Source organism: Methylobacterium sp. Leaf112 (assembly GCF_001423295.1).
Classification (GTDB): Bacteria; Pseudomonadota; Alphaproteobacteria; order Rhizobiales; family Beijerinckiaceae; genus Methylobacterium.
Map to the genome: position 1 here is coordinate 178,134 of NZ_LMNG01000034.1, position 17,073 is coordinate 195,206.

The 17,073-nt window shown below is 70.5% G+C and carries 15 protein-coding genes; 7 read left to right on the plus strand and 8 right to left on the minus strand.

Annotated features, from left to right (window positions below; all coding sequences use genetic code 11):
• The first annotated feature begins 65 nt into the window (after positions 1–65).
• Together mepA and ASF52_RS21210 are read left to right on the plus strand one after the other, a co-directional pair.
• The gene (gene mepA, locus ASF52_RS21205; protein ID WP_156630274.1) at positions 66–974 is read left to right on the plus strand and encodes a penicillin-insensitive murein endopeptidase; all 909 of its coding nucleotides are present in this window, start codon (positions 66–68) and stop codon (positions 972–974) included.
• Positions 975–1,043: 69 nt separating this feature from the next.
• Positions 1,044–1,820 carry an endonuclease/exonuclease/phosphatase family protein gene (locus ASF52_RS21210; protein ID WP_082515424.1) on the plus strand — a complete coding sequence of 259 codons (777 nt, stop codon included), beginning with the start codon at positions 1,044–1,046 and terminating at the stop codon, positions 1,818–1,820.
• Positions 1,821–1,830: 10 nt separating this feature from the next.
• Here ASF52_RS21210 and ASF52_RS21215 read toward each other — a convergent pair whose 3' ends face one another.
• The 7 genes from ASF52_RS21215 to ASF52_RS21245 form a co-directional block, all read right to left on the minus strand.
• Positions 1,831–3,282: a phospholipase D-like domain-containing protein gene (locus tag ASF52_RS21215; protein WP_056176634.1), complete on the minus strand. Its 1,452-nt coding sequence runs from the start codon at positions 3,280–3,282 to the stop codon at positions 1,831–1,833.
• A gap of 65 nt (positions 3,283–3,347) precedes the next feature.
• The gene (locus ASF52_RS21220) at positions 3,348–8,204 is read right to left on the minus strand and encodes an NAD-glutamate dehydrogenase (protein ID WP_056176636.1); all 4,857 of its coding nucleotides are present in this window, start codon (positions 8,202–8,204) and stop codon (positions 3,348–3,350) included.
• A 177-nt stretch (positions 8,205–8,381) separates the two neighbouring features.
• A complete protein-coding gene (locus ASF52_RS22800) occupies positions 8,382–8,963 on the minus strand; it encodes a DNA-3-methyladenine glycosylase (protein ID WP_056176638.1) in 582 nt (193 codons plus the stop codon).
• Entirely contained in the window at positions 8,960–9,703 is a 744-nt protein-coding gene (gene rnhA, locus ASF52_RS22805) for a ribonuclease HI (RefSeq protein ID WP_056176649.1), read from the minus strand. Before rnhA ends, ASF52_RS22800 begins: the two co-directional genes overlap by 4 nt.
• An 88-nt stretch (positions 9,704–9,791) precedes the next feature.
• Positions 9,792–10,160: a hypothetical protein gene (locus ASF52_RS22810; protein ID WP_156630266.1), complete on the minus strand. Its 369-nt coding sequence runs from the start codon at positions 10,158–10,160 to the stop codon at positions 9,792–9,794.
• 197 nt (positions 10,161–10,357) lie between these two features.
• Positions 10,358–10,618 (minus strand): hypothetical protein, encoded by a 261-nt coding sequence (locus tag ASF52_RS21240; RefSeq protein ID WP_244473895.1) that lies wholly within the window; start codon positions 10,616–10,618, stop codon positions 10,358–10,360.
• Between the two features lie 53 nt (positions 10,619–10,671).
• Positions 10,672–11,670, minus strand: coding sequence for a CobW family GTP-binding protein (locus ASF52_RS21245; RefSeq protein ID WP_056176650.1), 999 nt, complete (start codon positions 11,668–11,670; stop codon positions 10,672–10,674).
• A 577-nt stretch (positions 11,671–12,247) separates the two neighbouring features.
• Here ASF52_RS21245 and ASF52_RS21250 point away from each other — a divergent pair.
• Positions 12,248–12,934, plus strand: coding sequence for a YoaK family protein (locus tag ASF52_RS21250; RefSeq protein ID WP_056176660.1), 687 nt, complete (start codon positions 12,248–12,250; stop codon positions 12,932–12,934).
• A gap of 280 nt (positions 12,935–13,214) precedes the next feature.
• Positions 13,215–13,589, plus strand: coding sequence for a VOC family protein (locus ASF52_RS21255; RefSeq protein ID WP_056176662.1), 375 nt, complete (start codon positions 13,215–13,217; stop codon positions 13,587–13,589).
• Between the two features lie 182 nt (positions 13,590–13,771).
• Here the strand turns inward: ASF52_RS21255 and ASF52_RS21260 are convergent, their stop codons facing one another.
• Positions 13,772–14,362 (minus strand): TetR/AcrR family transcriptional regulator, encoded by a 591-nt coding sequence (locus ASF52_RS21260; protein ID WP_056176665.1) that lies wholly within the window; start codon positions 14,360–14,362, stop codon positions 13,772–13,774.
• Positions 14,363–14,587: 225 nt separating this feature from the next.
• Between ASF52_RS21260 and ASF52_RS21265 the strand changes: the two genes are divergently transcribed.
• From ASF52_RS21265 to ASF52_RS21275, 3 genes are read left to right on the plus strand one after another with little or no spacing between them, the layout of a single operon-like run.
• Positions 14,588–15,580, plus strand: a complete 993-nt coding sequence (locus ASF52_RS21265; RefSeq protein WP_082515428.1) for a quinoprotein relay system zinc metallohydrolase 2 — start codon at positions 14,588–14,590, stop codon at positions 15,578–15,580.
• Positions 15,581–15,615: 35 nt separating this feature from the next.
• Positions 15,616–16,446, plus strand: coding sequence for a quinoprotein dehydrogenase-associated SoxYZ-like carrier (locus ASF52_RS21270; protein ID WP_056176669.1), 831 nt, complete (start codon positions 15,616–15,618; stop codon positions 16,444–16,446).
• A gap of 14 nt (positions 16,447–16,460) precedes the next feature.
• Positions 16,461–17,048: a rhodanese-like domain-containing protein gene (locus ASF52_RS21275; protein ID WP_056176672.1), complete on the plus strand. Its 588-nt coding sequence runs from the start codon at positions 16,461–16,463 to the stop codon at positions 17,046–17,048.
• Positions 17,049–17,073 lie beyond the last annotated feature (25 nt).

The window sequence follows — 17,073 nt, forward strand, 5'->3', positions numbered from 1 at the left end:
GAACCCACCCTTCATTCCCGTGCCTGGAGCGTAAGCCCCTGTCCCTTCGCCGGTCCCTTCGTCCGATCCGCCTCGCGACCCTCGCGATCCTCGCCCTCGGCACGGCCGCGCAGGCTCAGGATCGGGGAACCCTCGACCCGAAGCCCCTGCCGCCCCTCGCCGATCCCGACGCGCCCGGCACCCCCGCCAAGGCCCTGTTCGGCCGGGCGACATCGCCGGCGCCCGGCCCCGCGCATGCGTACGGCTCCTATGCCAAGGGCTGTTTCTCGGGTGGCGAAGCCCTGGCGGTGGACGGGCCGACCTGGCAGGTGATGCGCCTGTCGCGCAATCGCATGTGGGGCACCCCGCCCCTGGTGGACTTCCTGGAGCGGCTGGCCGCCAAGGCGCCGCGGGTCGGCTGGCCCGGCCTCCTCGTCGGCGACATGTCGCAGCCGCGCGGCGGCCCGATGCTGACCGGCCACGCCTCGCACCAGCTCGGTCTCGATGCCGACATCTGGCTGACCCCGATGCCGGACCACCGTATGAGCCGGCGCGAGCGCGAAGAGACCTCCGCCACCAACGTCGTCCGGGCCGACCGCCTCGACATCGACCCAGGGGTGTGGGCGCCCGAGCACCTAAAGCTCATCCGCCTCACGGCGCAGCAGCCCGAGGTGGCGCGCCTGTTCGTCAATCCGGCAATCAAGAAGGCCCTGTGCCGCGAGGCCGGTGGCGACCGTTCCTGGCTGTCCAAGGTGCGGCCCATGTACGGGCACAACTACCACTACCACATCCGCCTCGCCTGCCCGGCGGGGCAGGACCAGTGCGGCGACCAGGCCCCACCGCCCGGCGGCGACGGCTGCGGCGAGGAGCTCGCCTACTGGTTCAGCGACGCGGTGCTGAACCCGCCGAAATCGACGAAGCCCAGTAAGCCCCGGCCGCCGATGACCATGGCGGCGCTGCCGGCGGCGTGCCGGGCTGTGCTCAAGGCACGCTGAGGCCTCGGTGTGGCCGTCGAACTGGCGCGCCACCTTCCCAAAGTCACGCCCCGGTCCAGTTAAGGCGCCATGCTCAACGATCGTCGCCTCGCGCAGCGCGCCCTGCGCCGCCCCGATCATCCCAGTCCGATGGTCGATCGGCCCGGCTTGCGTAAGATCCTGAGCTGGAATCTCCTGCGGCGCACGGGGGCCAACGTCGCCGTGCTCGCCACCCTGATCGAGCGCGAGAAACCCGACCTCGTGCTCATGCAGGAGGCTACGAAGGAGATCGCCGGGCTGAAGGACCGGCTGGGGGGGGATTATGCTTGGGCACCTCTGCCGGGCCGAATCCATGGACCGGCTCTTTGGAGCCCGACGCCGTTCCTCGCTCCACCGATCATCGTCGAACTGCCGTCGGGGGCGATGTTCGACCGGGTCTGCCAGATCCTCGACCTCGGCGGGTTCGGCGTCGCCAATGTGCACCTCTCCCACGGACAGATGCTGAACCGGCGTCAGTTGCGCCGGATCGCCGAGAACCTACCGGATTGCGCGGCGGTGATCGGCGACTACAACCTCGTCGGCCCGCCCATGCTGGCCGGGTTCCGGGATGTCGGGCCGCGCCTTCCGACCCATGCCATGGCCCGCCTGGTCCCCCTGCGACTCGACCGATGCCTCGTGCGTGGGCTCACCTGCCACGCCTCGGCGGTCCTGCCGCGCGGCCCCTCGGACCACCGCCCCATCATCGTCCACTTGGCACCCACGCCTCTCCAGGCACGGCGGCCGGACCGCGACGCCACACGGAGCTCGTTCGATCGGTTCGCGATGCGGATCTCGGCGTCCCTCAGGGGCCGCGCGCGCCGGCCCTAGCCAGGCTGGATCACAGGTACGGCAGGGCCAATCGGACGCCCGCATCCCGCAGCCGCACGGGCAAGGCGCGCGCAGCCAGATGCTCGCGCGTCAGGCGGACCTCCATCTTGGCGCGCATGATGGCGTCGAGGGCCTCCGCGAGATCGGGATCGTACAGCTCGACGTTCACCTCGAAGTTGAGGCGAAAGCTGCGCATGTCCCAGTTGGCCGAGCCGATGAAGCACCACGTCCCGTCCACGACGAGGAGCTTCGAATGGTCGAAGGGCGGTGCGTCGAGCCAGATCCGGACCCCGCTGCGCAAGAGCGGATCGACATGCGCCCGCGTCGCCCAATCCACAAAGCGGTGGTCGCTGACCTTCGGGATGACGATGTCGACGCGGATGCCCCGGTTGGCCGCGAGGCAGAGGGCGCTGGTCAGGATCTCGTTCGGTAGGAAGTAGGGTGTCGAGAGGCGGATGCTGCGTGTGGCGCAGGCCACGGCCTGGAGGATCACGAGCTCGATCTTGCGCAGGTCCGCGTCCGGTCCCGAGGTGACGACCCGCGCCGGGATGGTACCGGCCGGTGCGAGGCGTGGGAACCATGCCTCGCCGGTCAGGTCCTCGCCCGCCACGAAGATCCAGTCGCTGGCGAACGCCGCCGCCAGCTGGTCGACCACCGGCCCTTCGAGACGGAAATGCGTGTCGCGGATCGGATGGGGCGGGGCCTGCGAAACCCGGTTGCCGTCGGCGATGTTGAGGCCGCCGGTGAAGGCGGTCCGGCCATCGAGGATGAGGAGCTTCTTGTGGGTCCGCATGTTGAGGAACGGCATGCGCCAGGGCAGGGCCGAGTGCATGAATCGGCCCGCCGGCACGCCGGCCCGTTGCAGGCGCCGGGTGATGCCGGGTGGAAAGTAGCCGCCGCCGATGCCGTCGATGATCACCCGAACGGCGATGCCGCGTCCATGCGCCTCGATGAGGGCGTCGCAGAAGGCCCGGCCCGTCGCGTCGTCGCGGAAGATGTAGCTCGAGAGCGCCACCGAGGCCCGAGCCGCGGCGATCTCCGCCAGCATGACCGGATAGGCGGCGTCGCCGTTGCGCAGCACGGTGACGGAATTGCCAGGCCGCAGGGGCAGCCGGGTGATCAGCCGTACGGCGTGGTCGAGGGGCCGGAAGGCTTGGGGCAGAGGCGGCGGTGTCGGATCGTCGTCGGACGAGACGGCGGACCCGGCGGCTTGTGTGGGCCGGATGCGCAGCTTGTGCGCCCGGCGCGTCACCCGGTTGACGCCGAACAGGGCGTAGAGCCCGGCCCCGAACATCGGCGAGAGCCAGGCGAGACCGATCCAGCCGATGGCGCCCCCGACCTCGCGCTTGCGCAGCAGCACATGCATGGTCACGACGACGGACAGGCCGAGCCCGAGGACGGCGAAGACTTCGGACCGGATCGACAGCATGTCGCCGATCCATCTCAGTAGGGCCTGTTCCAACGCCGTTCCTCATCCCACGATCGGAGGTGGGATACGAGAAACGTCCGGCCGCTCCAAACGCCCCGTCAGGGCCGGGCGAGATCGGCGAGCAGGCTCGATGCCACCGTCGCCTTGGACACCGTGAGGCCCGAGGCCGCGATGGCTTCGACGGCACTGCGGATGCGGGTGAGGGCGGGGCCACGCGCGGCGCTCCAGGCCTCGACGGCCTCCGGCCCCGTTCCGACATCGGCCACCACCTCGGCCGTGAGGCGGCGGTGGGCGGTGGAGAGTCCGGAGATCGCCCGCTCCAGGGCGACCCGGTCGAAGGTGTCGTCCACGGGGACCTTCCGCGCGGCGGCCACGAGATCGTCGAGGCTGAAATGCCGGGCGAGGGCGAAATGCGTCGCCGCGATGCCGGCCACCGGCTGCCCGCCATCCTCCGCCACTCGGACGATGTCCGGGCCGGCGGCCAACGCTGCCAGGGAGGCGAGGCGTCGGGCGGCCTCGGGAGGTAGGCCGTGTCCGACGAGTTCCGCCTGCCGGGCGTCGAGGGCGCCCTTCGCCTCCGGGCCGAGGATCTCGGGAAGCGCGGCCATCACGGCGGCGATGCCTTCGCGGTAGCGTGCCACCAGAGGGGCGACGCTGCCCGAGAGGTCGAGGTTGCGGATGAACCAGACGATGCGGCCCGTCAGCAGTTCCTGCACATCGGCGTAGAGGTCGAGTTGGGCCTGTCCCGGCACGGCGCCGGCGAGACCGTCGATGGCGAGATTCAGCTCCATCAGGCCGAAGGCGTCGCGGGTCACCGCGTAGGCCTTGGCGATGGTGGCCGCGTCGGCCCCGGTCTCGTCGATGAGGCGGGTGACGAGGGAGGGACCGCCCCGGTTGATGATGATGTTCGACAGCGCCGTGGCGATGATCTCGCGGCGCAGGCGGTGGCCCTTCACCGCGTCGGGGAACTGCCGGCGCAGGGCTTGCGGGAAGTAGCGCTGCAGTTCGCGGTCGAAATACGGGTCGTTCGGCACCGGGCTCGCCAGGATCGCGTCGTAGAGCGACAGCTTGGCGTAGGCCAGAATCACGGCGTATTCCGGCCGCGTCAGACCCTCGCCCCGGCGCATGCGCTCGGCGATGGCGGCATCGTCGGGCAGGAACTCCACGGCCCGGTCGAGGCGACCTTCGGCCTCCAGGGACTGGAGGGTGCGAACCGCGAAGCCGGTCTCGCCGACGCCGCGGCGCAGGGCAAGCGACAAGGCCAGGGTCTGGAGCTCGTTGTTGCGTAGGACCAGGGCCGCGACCTCGTCGGTCATGCCGACGAGGAGCGCGTTGCGGGCGGCCGCGTCGAGGCGTCCGTCGCGCTCCGGCATCATCAGGGCGATCTTGATGTTCACCTCGACGTCGGAGGTGTTCACCCCGGCCGAATTGTCGATGGCGTCGGTGTTGAGGCGGATTCCGGCCCGCGCCGCCTCGATCCGCCCGCGCTGGGTCAGGCCGAGATTGGCGCCCTCGCCGACGACCCTGACACGCAGGACCGAACCGGTGATGCGCACGGCGTCGTTGGCCCGGTCGCCGGCCTCCTCGTCGGTCTCGGAGCCGGCGCGGACATAGGTGCCGATGCCGCCGAACCACAGGAGGTCGACGGGGGCCTTGAGGATCGCCTGCATCACCTCGGCCGGCGTCGCCTCGGCGCGTTCGAACCCCAGCACGGCCTGGATCTCCGGCGAGAGGGGGATCGTCTTCAGGCTGCGGGAAAACACGCCGCCGCCGGTCGAGATCAGCCCGGTGTCGTAGTCGCGCCAGCTCGAACGCCCGAGGTCGAACAGACGCTGGCGCTCGGCAAAGCTCGCGGCCGGATCGGGCGCGGGGTCGAGGAAGATGTCGCGGTGGTCGAAGGCCGCGACGAGCCGGACGCTCCGCGACAGCAGCATGCCGTTGCCGAACACGTCGCCCGACATGTCGCCGACGCCCACGACGGTGACCGGGTCGGCCTGGACGTCGACATCCATCTCGCGGAAGTGGCGCTTGACCGCTTCCCAGGCGCCCCGCGCGGTGATGCCCATGCGCTTGTGGTCGTAACCCTGGCTGCCGCCCGAGGCGAAGGCGTCGCCGAGCCAGTGGCCGCGCTCCAGGGAGAGGGCGTTGGCGATGTCCGAGAAGGTGGCGGTGCCCTTGTCGGCCGCCACCACGAGGTAGGCGTCGTCGGAATCGTGGCGCACCGTGTCGGCCGGCGGCCGGATCGCATCGTCGACGATGTTGTCGGTGAGCTCCAGCAGGGTGCGGATGAAGACGCGGTAGCTCTCTGTGCCTTCCGCGAGCCAGGCTTCGCGGTCGGAGGCCGGCGGCAGGCGCTTGGGGAAGAAGCCGCCCTTGGCGCCCACCGGCACGATGACGGCGTTCTTGACCTGCTGGGCCTTCACCAAGCCCAGGATCTCGGTCCGAAAATCCTCCGGCCGGTCGGACCAGCGCAGGCCGCCGCGGGCCACGTAGCCGTAGCGCAGGTGCACGCCCTCCAGGCGCGGCGCGTAGACGAAGATCTCGAAGAACGGGCGTGGCAGGGGCATGCCGTTCACCTTGGCGCAGGCGAACTTGAACGCGATGGTTTCGCGCATCCCGCCGTCGTCGCGGCGTTGGAAGAAGTTCGTCCGTACGGCGGCTTCGACCAGATTGACGAAGCGGCGCAGGATTCGGTCTTCGTCCAGACTGGTGACCTCGCCCAGCGCCGTCTCGATCTCCGCCCGGATGGCGGCTTCGCGTGCCGTGCGGTCCTTCCCGGCCTCCTCTTGTCCCGCCGGATCGAACCGGGCGTGGAACAGGGCGACGATCCGGCCGGCGATGGCCGGATGCAGGCTGAGGGTCGCGGCGAGGTAATCCTGCCCGTAGCGGATTCGCAGCTGGCGCAGGTAGCGCCCGAGGCCGCGCAGGAGGGCGACATCGCGCCAGCCGAGGTCGCCCTCCAGCACGAGGCGGTTGTAGCCGTCTGAGTCCGCTTCGCCCGCCGCGATGGCGAGGAGTGCGGCTTCCAGGGGGGCTTCCAGCCGGTCCCGGTCGATGGGCGCCCCGGTGGCCCGCTCCAGCAGCATGTCGTGGAGCCAGACCTGTCCACCGTCCGGCCCGTCCCCGGTGCGGACGCGGTAGGTGCGCTCGTTGATCACCCGGAAGCCGAGATTCTCCAGAGCCGGCACCCGGTCGGACAGGGAGAGCGATGCCCCCCGCGAAAACACCTTGAGGCGTATCTGGTGAGCCGGGTCGGTGTCGCGCCGGCCGATATCGACGGCGCGCGGGCGCGCTTCACTCAGGGCTTCGAGGAGGGCGATGTCGGCGATGGCGACGGCGGGCGCGAAGTTTTCGCGATACGCGGCCGAGAACGCGTCTGTGTAGCGGGCTGCCAGCGCCCGGGCCTGCCGGCCGGGCATCGCCTCCGCGAGGGCGAGACGCAGGTCGTCGCTCCAGGTTCGCACCAGGGCGCCGATCCCCGCCTCCAGGGTGGCGGGGTCGCGCTCGGCCGCGCCGTCCTCGGGCAGGCCGATGATGTAGTGGGTCCGGGCGAGCGGGCCTTCGGGGAAGTCCGGATAGGCCGCCGAGAGCCGGCCGCCGTATTCCCTGGCGAGGTAGGCGCCGACGCGCAGGCGGACCTGTGAATCGTAGCGGTCCTTCGGCACGTAGACGAGGAGCGAGACGAAGCGGCCGAAGCGGTCGGGCCGGGACAGGACGCGGATGCGCGGCCCTTCCGCGAGGCTGCCGATGGCGAGTGTGAAGCGGTGGAGGCGATCGACGGTGATCTGGAACAGGTCGTCGCGGGGATAGGTCTCCAGGACGTTGAGCAGGCTGCGTCCGGCGTGGCTCGTCGGGTCGAGGCCGGCCTTCGCGACCACGGCGGCGACCTTTTCGCGGAGGTAGGGGACTTCGCGTGCCAGGGCGGTGTAGGCGGCGGCCGTGAACAGGCCGACGAGGCGGACTTCGCCGGACAAGGTCCCGTCCGGGGAAAACAGCTTGACTCCGACATAGTCGAGATGGGCGGCGCGGTGGACCCGCGACTTCACGCTTGCCTTGGTGACGAGGAGCGCCTGCGGTTCTTCGAGGAAGGCGCGGATCTCGGGCGTGTCGTCGGCGAGCGTCCGTCCGCGCCGCAGGACTTCGACGGCGGGGTCGCGCAGGACGCCCCGGTTGGCCTCCGGCACCACCGCATGGGTGCCGCCGGTGAGGTCGTACTCGCGCAGGCCCAGCAGCGTGAAGTGGCCATCGCGCAGCCATTCGAGGAAGGCGTGCGCCTCCCGGACTTCAGCCTCCGGCAGGGATGTCCGTCCCGTCGCGTAATCCTGTGCCAGGGCGGCGAGGCGCGCCAGCATGGCGTCTCCATCGTCCGTGGCGCGGGCGACATCGCGGAACACGGCCGTGAGGCCGGCCTCGAGGCGGTCGCGGGCCTCGCCGGCATCGAGACGGTCGAGGTGGAGATGGATGAAGCTCTCGCGCGTGAAGGCCGCGTGGGCGTCCGCCGTGGTCTCGCCGACCACCCGCACGAGTTCGCCGTCCGCGTCGCGCTCCACGCCGAGGATCGGGTGGGCGACGAGGTGCGGTGTCAGCCCCTGTTCGGTCAACTCGGCGAGCGTCGAGTCGAGGAGGAACGGCCGGTTGTCGTTGACCACTTCGACGACGGTGAGTTCACGTTGCCGGCCGTCCCGGTCGACGGTCAGATCGGACAGGCGCAGGTCCGACGGGGCGCCGGCCCTGCGCGGCGCGGCCAGATGCTGACGGGCGGCCAGCGCCAGATCGGCCAGGGCGTCCGGTGTATGGGGCGCCAGATCCTCCGGCGAGGTGCGCCCGAACAGGTCGCGCACGAATCCGCCCGGGCCGTCCCGCCGATCCACGACGGCGGCCGCAGCCGTCAGGAGGTCGTCGCGGATCGAGCGCGCCTGGGCACTGGCCAGGGCCGTGGCTGCTTCGCTGCCCATGATCGTCGATCCTTTCACGCGCTCGAACCATCCTCGCACCTCCGCGTGACAGGCGGACGGGCGTCGAGTTGCGGTCAACCGGGCCGATCTTGGCCGGAGGCGGCGGATCATGCGCAGGGTCGGCAGCCGGTATCAATCGGTCCCGGTGGGCGCCCGCATGACGTTGGGGCTGCGGTGTCAGTCCCCCTGCCGGGGCCGGGGGCGGACGGGCCGGCTGAGGAAGCGCGATCCCGCGACGAGGAAGCGCCAGGGCGTCTCGACGGCGCGGGTGAGGCCGATGCGGCCGCAGGCCACCACCGTGCCGGCCGGCGCGCCGAAGGCGAGGTGGAACGGCGCACGGTCCAGTGGAACGCCGTCCTGCGCGTCCGTCACGCCGAGCGCCTGGCACAAACGGCCCGGTCCGGCGCAGAGCCGGCGCGGATCGTCGAGGCCGCGCCGTGCCGCCATCGTCGCCGGATCGTACCGCGGCTCGAGGGCGCGCAGGAGCACGGCGCTGCCCGGTTCGCAGACGAGGTTGAGGCACCAGTGCAGGCCGTAGGAGCGGTAGACGTAGGCGTGGCCGGCGGGGCCGAACATGCTGGCGTTGCGCCGCGTCGGGCCGGCGAAGCTGTGCGAGGCCGGGTCGGTCCGGTCGTAGGCCTCCGTCTCCACGATGGGCCCGCCGACCCCGTCGACCCGCAACACGCAGCCGACGAGATCGCGCGCGACCTGCACCGCCGGCCGCGCGAAGAAGGCCGCCGGCAGCGCCGCTTCGGTCACGGGAGCTTCGCGCCCTTGGCCGCTTCGCGGGCGCGGGCGAAGGCCTCGGGCCCGAGATGGAGGGCGACGCGGATCGCTTCCTCGACGAAGGCCGGCGCCGTGAGGCCGGCGGCCTTGGCGGCGCGGGAGACGTCGAGGCCGAGCGCCAGATCGACGGGAATCGGCGTGGTGCGGGGCGGGGCCGCCATGGCGGCGGCCAGCGCCGCCGTCCCGGTGAGGCGGGCCGGGGCGGGCGGGCTCGGGATCGGCGCGGCCGAAGCCGAGGCCGGAAGCGTGGTCGTGGTCGTCCCGGCGGCCGATCCGGCGGGGGCCGCCAGGGCCTGCCGGCGTCCTTGCGCGGCGAGGCGGTCGGCCCGCTCGTTGCCGGCCTCGCCGGTGTGGCCGCGCACCCAGGTCCAGCGCACGTCGCGCCGGGCCGCCAGGGTGTCGAGGGTCTGCATGAGATCGACGTTCTTGACCGGGCCGGTGCTCGTGCGCCAGCCCTTGGCCTTCCAGCCCTTCATCCATTCCGTCACCGACTTGATGACGTACTGGCTGTCGCAGCGCATCTCGATGGCGGCCCCCTCGGGGAAGTGGGAGAGCGCGCTGATGGCGGCCGTCAATTCCATGCGGTTGTTGGTGGTGGAACGCTCGCCGCCGCACCGCTCGATGGTGCCGGTCTCGGCCTGGATCACCACGCCCCAGCCGCCGGGGCCGGGATTGGGGTCGCATCCGCCGTCGGCGTAGACGATGGTTCGCATGGGGGCTCGATCCGTTGGGCGGATGGGATTGGGGCGCCGCCCATAGCACGGGCCGCCCCCGCTCCGGCACCCCCGCCGGGCGGTTCGCTCAGCGCGGATTCTGCCAGGTGGTGGCGGGCTGGCGCGGGGCCGTCACCGATCCCGTGGTCGCCGCGGCCGGGATCGGCCGGCGGGTCTCTTCGCCCCGCTCGGCGACGTTCACGGGCCGGGCCTGCGCCGCCTGGCGCCGTGTGCGCACGGCCTTGGCCCGGCGGACGCGGCGGGGCCGAGCCCGCTCGGAATTGGAGCCGACGACGCCGCCCACCACCGCGCCGACCACGGCCCCGATGGGACCGCCGACCACGGCACCCGCGACGGCGCCCGTGCCGACGCCGACTACTGTGTTGCTCGCCGCCTGCACGGTCGCCGGCACCGCCAGCAGGCCGAGGAGCATCCCGCCCAAAACACGTTTCTTCATCGCTCGGACCTCTCCGACGGGGGCTGCCAGCGTCCGCCCCGGGGGGCGAGGCGGCGCGAAGAGGGCGCGTCGCCGGACGTGTCCCGATGTGGGACATCGGGTTCGAAAGGCTCGTGTGACGCCTCACCGTGACCAAATCGGGGCCGGGTTCGGATGGGCGTCACGCCCGTATCCCTTCCGACGCGTCGCCCGGTCGCTCAATCGCCCATGCGCTGGAAGCTACAGGTGCCCAGGCCGGTATCGCGATAGCCCGCCGGGCAGTCCCGGACGCAGGTGCCGGCCGCGAACTTGAGTGGCGGCTCGCACGGATGGGCGAAGCCGTCGTTCCGCCGCGCGGCCGGCGCCGTGTCCCGGGGCGCGCCCTGCACGGGCGTGCCGGCCGGCAACGCCGCCGCCAGTGTCAGGAGGGAAGCGAGGGCGAGGCGACGGGTCAGCGGGCGCTCCCTCCGGTCGGGCAACCGGCCGCGGTGCGTGGGCCGGAGCCCTCCGACCTCGCCCGGCCCATGGTGTCTCAGGCGGCGCAGTCGAGGAAGCCGGCGCGGATCGCCTCCGGGTCGAGCTTGCGCCCGATGAACACCACCCGCGACACGCGGGCCTCGCCGTCCTTCCACGGACCCTGGAGGTCGCCGTCGAGGATCTGGTGGACGCCCTGGAATACGAAGCGCTGGGGCTCCTCCGGGAACGCGACGATGCCCTTGCAGCGCAGGATGTCCGGCCCCTGCACCTGGGTCAGGGTCGAGATCCACGGCATGAACTTTTCGGGGTCCACCGGGCCGTCGATCTTGGCCGAGACCGACTGCATCTCGTCGTCGTGATGGTGATGGTGGCCCTCCTCGAGGAAGTCGGGCTCGATGTCGAGGATGCGCGACAGGTCGAAGGCGTTGCGGTCCAGCACCTGATCGAGGGGCACGTCGCAGCGGCTGGTGCGGTGAACCTTGGCGTAGGGGTTGATCGACCGGATCAGCCCCTCGACGCGGTCGAGGTCGGCCGGCTCGACGAGATCGGCCTTGTTCAACAGGATCACGTCCGCGAAGGCGATCTGGTTCTTGGCCTCGGGGGCGTCCTTGAGCCGGTCGGAGAGCCATTTGGCGTCCGCCACCGTCACCACGGCGTCGAGGCGGGCGGCGCCGCCGACATCCTCGTCGATGAAGAAGGTCTGGGCCACGGGGGCTGGGTCGGCGAGGCCCGTGGTCTCGACGATGATCGCATCGAACTTGCCGCGCCGCTTCACCAGGCCGTCCATGATGCGGATGAGGTCGCCGCGCACGGTGCAGCAGACGCAGCCGTTGTTCATCTCGAACACTTCCTCGTCGGCGCCGATGACGAGGTCGTTGTCGATGCCAATCTCGCCGAACTCGTTGACGATCACCGCGTAGCGCTTGCCGTGGTTCTCCGTGAGGATGCGGTTGAGGAGCGTGGTCTTGCCGGCCCCGAGATAGCCCGTGAGCACGGTCACGGGGATTTTTTGGGCGCCGGCGTTCGGGCTGTCGGAGTTCGGGCTTTCGGACATGGCGGCTCTTTTCGGGTTTCCGGGGACGGCTTTGGCCGGGTGTCGGGGTGTTATATTGTATCATCGCCTTGCGATGGAAGGCCGTCCCGGCTCGGCCGGCGCATTACTCCAACCTTCGCTTCCTCGCTGCGGGCTGATGGATCCATACATCGGCGAGAGCGTCGATCGCTCCGAGCGAGGTACGGGCTCCTCCTTCTCCCTTGTGGAGCGGGGGCGATGGGGGTCCGCCGGCCTCCGCAGGGAGACAGGCACACGCGGTCGCTCCCCACCGGCGAGGAGGGCCGCGTCGCGTTCAAATCCAGGAATGCGATCGTCTGCGAGGAGGTGAGGGAGCGCGCGAGGGTGGTATCCCGCCGTGCGAGGTCCGTAGCCTGGAGGAGGGACTGGAGGCGGCGCCCGCACTGTCGACGCCCCGTGTGGCGACGTTCGTCGCGGACATCCGAGGCTCGCTACCCCGCTGCCGAGGCCGCATGCGACCCGTGTCAGGCATGCTGAAGTTCGCTAGCATTCCTTCGAAGCCGACATTTACCGGTCGCTGTTCGACGTTGGCTCGGAGCGGCGAGGGGACCGAAGCACCATGCCCATTCGTGCCGGGAAAGACGCTTTGATTGGGGTCGGGCTCGCGTTCACCGCGGGGTTCGTGGACGCTGCCGCCTTCATCGCCCTGACCGGCCTCTTCACGGCTCATGTGACAGGCAACTTCGTTCTGATCGGTGCGGAATTGGTCTCCACCTCGACGGGCGTCCTCGCCAAGCTGCTCGCCCTACCGGTGTTCATCCTCGCCGTGGCTGTGACGCGCCTGATCGCCTTGGCCCTGGAGAGAAGAGGATCGCCGCCGCTGCGCCCCTTGCTGGCGCTCGAAGCCACCGTCCTGATCGCCTTCGCCATCGCGGGCGTGGCCATGTCGCCGCTCGGCTCACCGGATGGCGCGAAGGCGATCGGCGTCGGCATGCTCGGTGTTGCCGCGATGGGCATTCAGAACGGCATCGGGCGTCTCGTGATCGGCCACCTGGCGGCGACGACGGTGATGACCGTGAACGTCACGCAGGCCGTGATCGACGTGACCGACCGCCTGTGCGGGGCGAAGCTCGATGAGCAGGTCAGCACCCGCCTGCGGCGTACGCTGTCCGCCGTGGCGGCCTTCGCGGCGGGCGCACTGGCGGGAGCCTTCGGGATCGCCGCCATGTCCTTCTGGTGCGTGCTCGTGCCGGCCTTCGTCCTCATCGGACTGCTGATGGTTCCCGACCGGAAATCAGGTTCGTGAGCAGATGTTTCGGGGCCGGACGTGTCGAACGGCCTTCGGCATGGCGCCCATCCTGGCATTTCAGATGACGTTCCATGCACCGCGGATGGCGGGTCGGCCGCGCGAACCGGGGGGCTGGAAAAACCCTTCCCCACCCAGTGACAACCTCGAGGTTTCCACACAGCCCGGATTGGGAAGGACTGGTTCGGCAGACCCATAGGGGTGCATCGGCACGCGGCGAACGTTCGTCTCGGCCATTCGAGCACGGCGATCGCGTGCCGCCCCTTCCCGGAGAGAACGTATGTTCACGCACGTCATGATCGGCAGCAACGATCTGGAGCAGGCCCGTCGCTTCTACGACGCCACATTCGCCGCGCTGGGAGGCAAGCCCGGCGAGATGGATGCCAGGGGCAGGCTGATCTACGCCCATGAGGGGGGGCGACTGATGATCACGAAACCCATCGACGGCAAGCCGGCGACCGCGGCCAATGGCGGGACGATCGGTCTCGCCGCAGCGAGCCGCGAGCATGTTCTCGCGTGGCACCGGGCCGGCACCGAGCATGGCGGTGCCGCGATCGAGAGCCCGCCCGCAGAGCGCCCGAACGGGGCGTTCGTCGCTTACCTTCGCGATCCGGACGGAAACAAGCTCACCGCACGGACCCGGCGGGTGACGTGACGGAAACCGCGGTCATCCTTGCCTGTTTCGGCCTAGGGGCGAGGGGCGGGGGCTGACGTTGCGCCTCCGACAAGGGTCGGCAGTCGGTGCGGCGACCTCGGCTGCTGCTTCCCTCCCCTCTCGCTCGGGCCCGGACAGTCACGACCCCACCCGTCTCGAACGCTTCGAGCGCGTGCCATCCGTCAGGTTCGCGCCACTCGACCGGCACGGGGCGGCCGCAAGGCGTCGCACAGGGCGCCGAGGGTTTCCCGGAATCCCGTCGTGCCGGCGAGCACGCGTTCCAGGAGAAGCGCGCCCTCCAGGGTCGCCACCACCAGCCGGGCCGATGAGGCGGGGATCACGTCCGCCCGCACGCCGCCATCGCGGAGCCCGTCGGCGAGGACAGCCTCCAGCCAAGCGATGTGCTTGTCGAAGAACCGGGTGACGGCGATGCGGACGGGCTCCGGCAGAGTGTCGCGCTCCACCGCCAGCACGGCGCACAGGCAGCCGAGGTCATCTTCGACGCCCCCGAGATAGAGCCGGCCATAGGCCTCGATCCGCGCGACCCCGTCGGTCGTCTGGGCCAGGATCGCCGCGAGGGCCGCGTCGTAGCGGGCGTCGTAGGCCCCCACCAGGGCGAGGGCGAGATCGGCCTTCGTCGGGAAATGGTGGTGGATGCTCGCTTTGCGGATACCCACCACCGCGGCCAGGTCGGCGTAGCTGAAGCCAGAATACCCCCGGCCCCGGATCAGGGGCTCGGCCTGAAGCAGCAGTTCCGCACGCGTGTCTCTCATGGACGGGGCAAATCTCCTGGGCGAGCCGAATTTCCTGAGCGAGCCAAGTTCCAGCGCGGCTCGAATTCCAGCGCGGCAATGGGACGAGGAATAATTCCGGTTTCGGGGGTGCGTGAGGAACGTATTCGCAGGCAGGAAAGGAAAGGTCGCGAAAATGTGCCATTGACGGCAGAATAAATCTACCTACTAAATGGTAGTCAAGAAAACAAGCGGAGGACGTCCCGTATGCCGGCCCAGGATGGCCTCGTGGATCCGCGCCCCATTGCGCGAAGCCTTCGATCGAACCGGCGCCAGGCCCTGCGCGGCGGGCTGGCCCTGTTCGGCGGCCTGTGCCTGTGCTGCCTGCCGACCCTCGGGCGCTCGGCGGAGGGGTTCGCCCTGGACGAGGTCGGCCCCGGCATCTTCATCCGGCGCGGGCCCGACGCCGAGGCGTCGCCCGACAACGACGACGCCATCGCCAATATCGGTTTCATCGTCGGCGAGACCTCCGTGCTGGTCACCGAATCCGGCGGGAGTCTCGCCGACGGGCAATGGCTGCGCGGGCAGATCAGAGCCCGCACGGACAAGCCCATCAGCCACGTGGTGCTCACCCACGTCCATCCCGACCATTGCTTCGGGGCCGAGGCGTTCGCGGCGGACAAGCCGGTCTTCATCGGCCATCATGCCCTGCGCGCGGCCCTGGATGCGCGCGGCGACTATTACCGCACCCGCCTCGTCGAGATTTTGGGGCCCGAGAAGGCCGGGCGAGTGGTGTATCCGACCCTCGAAGTCGCGGATCGCGCCGAGATCGATCTCGGCGGGCGCCGGCTCACCTTCCACGCCCACGGGGTGGCGCACACCAATTGCGACCTCTCCATGCGGGATTCGGCCTCCGGCATCCTGTTTCCCGCCGACCTCCTGTTCGTCACCCGCATTCCGTCCCTCGACGGCAGCCTCGTCGGCTGGCTGAAGGAGGCGGAGGTGCTCAAAGCCATGGGGGCGACGAAGGCGGTGCCGGGCCACGGCCCGACCCTGGTGGAGTTCGCGCCCGCCCTGGCCGACCTGACCCGCTACCTCGCCACCCTGCGCGACGAGACCCGCAAGGCGCTGGCCGGCGACATGCCCATCGAGAAGGCGGTGGCCACCATCGGCCGGTCTGAGGCCGACAAGTGGGCGCTGTTCGACCTCTACAACGGCCGCAACGTGACCCAGGCCTTCAAGGAACTCGAATGGGAGTGATCCCACCCCATGTTACCCTCAAGAGGAGACACGCCATGAAGCCGTTCACCGCCGCCCTCGCCCTGTCGCTCGCCGCGTCGCTCCCGGCCGCCGCCCTGTTGACCGGTCCCGTTCTCGCCGCCGGCGCCTCGGACACGGACGCCGAGCGTCAAGCGCGCTGGAACGAGATCCGCACCTCGATCTTCGGCGACAAGGCCGTGCAGCCCACCGACACCCTGGTGAAAGTCGACGCCCCGGTCCGGGCGTTGGACGCCGCCCTGGTGCCCATCACCCTGACCATGCCGGAGAAGGACAAGGTCGCGGGCGTGTCCCTGGTGATCGACGACAACCCGTCGCCCTACGCGGCCAACATCACCTTCGGCCCCGCCGCCGATCCGGGCGAGATCAAGCTCCGGGTGCGGGTGAACAACTACACCAACGTCCACGCCGTGGTGCGGACCAAGGATGGCGGGCTGTTCGAAACGACGAAGTTCGTCAAAGCCTCCGGCGGCTGCTCGGCCCCCATGGGGATGAGCGACGAGGAGGCGATGAAGGGCATGGGCGACATGCGGATGAAGTTCGCCGAAGGAGCTCCCGGGGCCAAATCCACGGAGGCGACGCTGATGATCCGCCATCCGAACTTTTCCGGCATGCAGATGAACCAGGTGACCCGCGACTACACTCCGGCGCGCTACATCCAGAAGGTCGTGGTCTCGCAGGGCGGGCGCAACATCCTGACCCTGGACGGCGACATCTCCATCGCGTCGAACCCGGTGATCAACTTCGCGTTCCTGCCCGAGGGCCAAGCGCCCGTGACGGTGGTCGCCTCCGACAACCAGGACGGTCGCTGGGAGCACAGCTTCCCCGTGCCGGCCCCGAGCAACTGAGCGGGAGGTCCGGCATGATGTTCCTTCCTCGCCTCGCCGCCGCTGCCTTCCTCGCCCTCGGGACCATGGCGGCGGCCCCGGCCGATTCGCCCGTCGACGTGCCCGAGCCCGAGGGCTTCCACACCGGGCCGCAGCAGGGCTACACGCCGCCGACCCTGAAGGGCGCGGTGGTGCTCGACATCGACGGCCTCGACCGGGTGGTGGCCGAGGCCAAGCCCGTGCTGATCGACGTGGCCCTGGCGGACCGGCGCCCCGCCGGCATGGCCGCCGACAAGCCGTGGCTCCCGGCCCATCGCAGCATCCCCGGCGCCGTATGGATGCCCAGCGCCGGGGCCGCCCCCCTCGACCCCGCGCACGAAGCCCTGTTCCTCGCCCGCGTCGCGGAACTGACGGGCGGCGACAAGGCAAAGGCCATCGTCACCTTCTGCCGCCCCGATTGCTGGGGCAGCTGGAACGCCGGCAAGCGCCTCGTCCAGGCCGGCTACACCGGCGTGCACTGGTTCCCCACGGGGATCGAGGGCTGGCAGGAGACACACGAGACGACCGTGGTGAAGGAGGACCCGGCCTGGGCGGCGCGGGGCCGCAGCGAGGCCCAGCGCTAGGGCCTCGGCCCGTTCGACGGTGGGG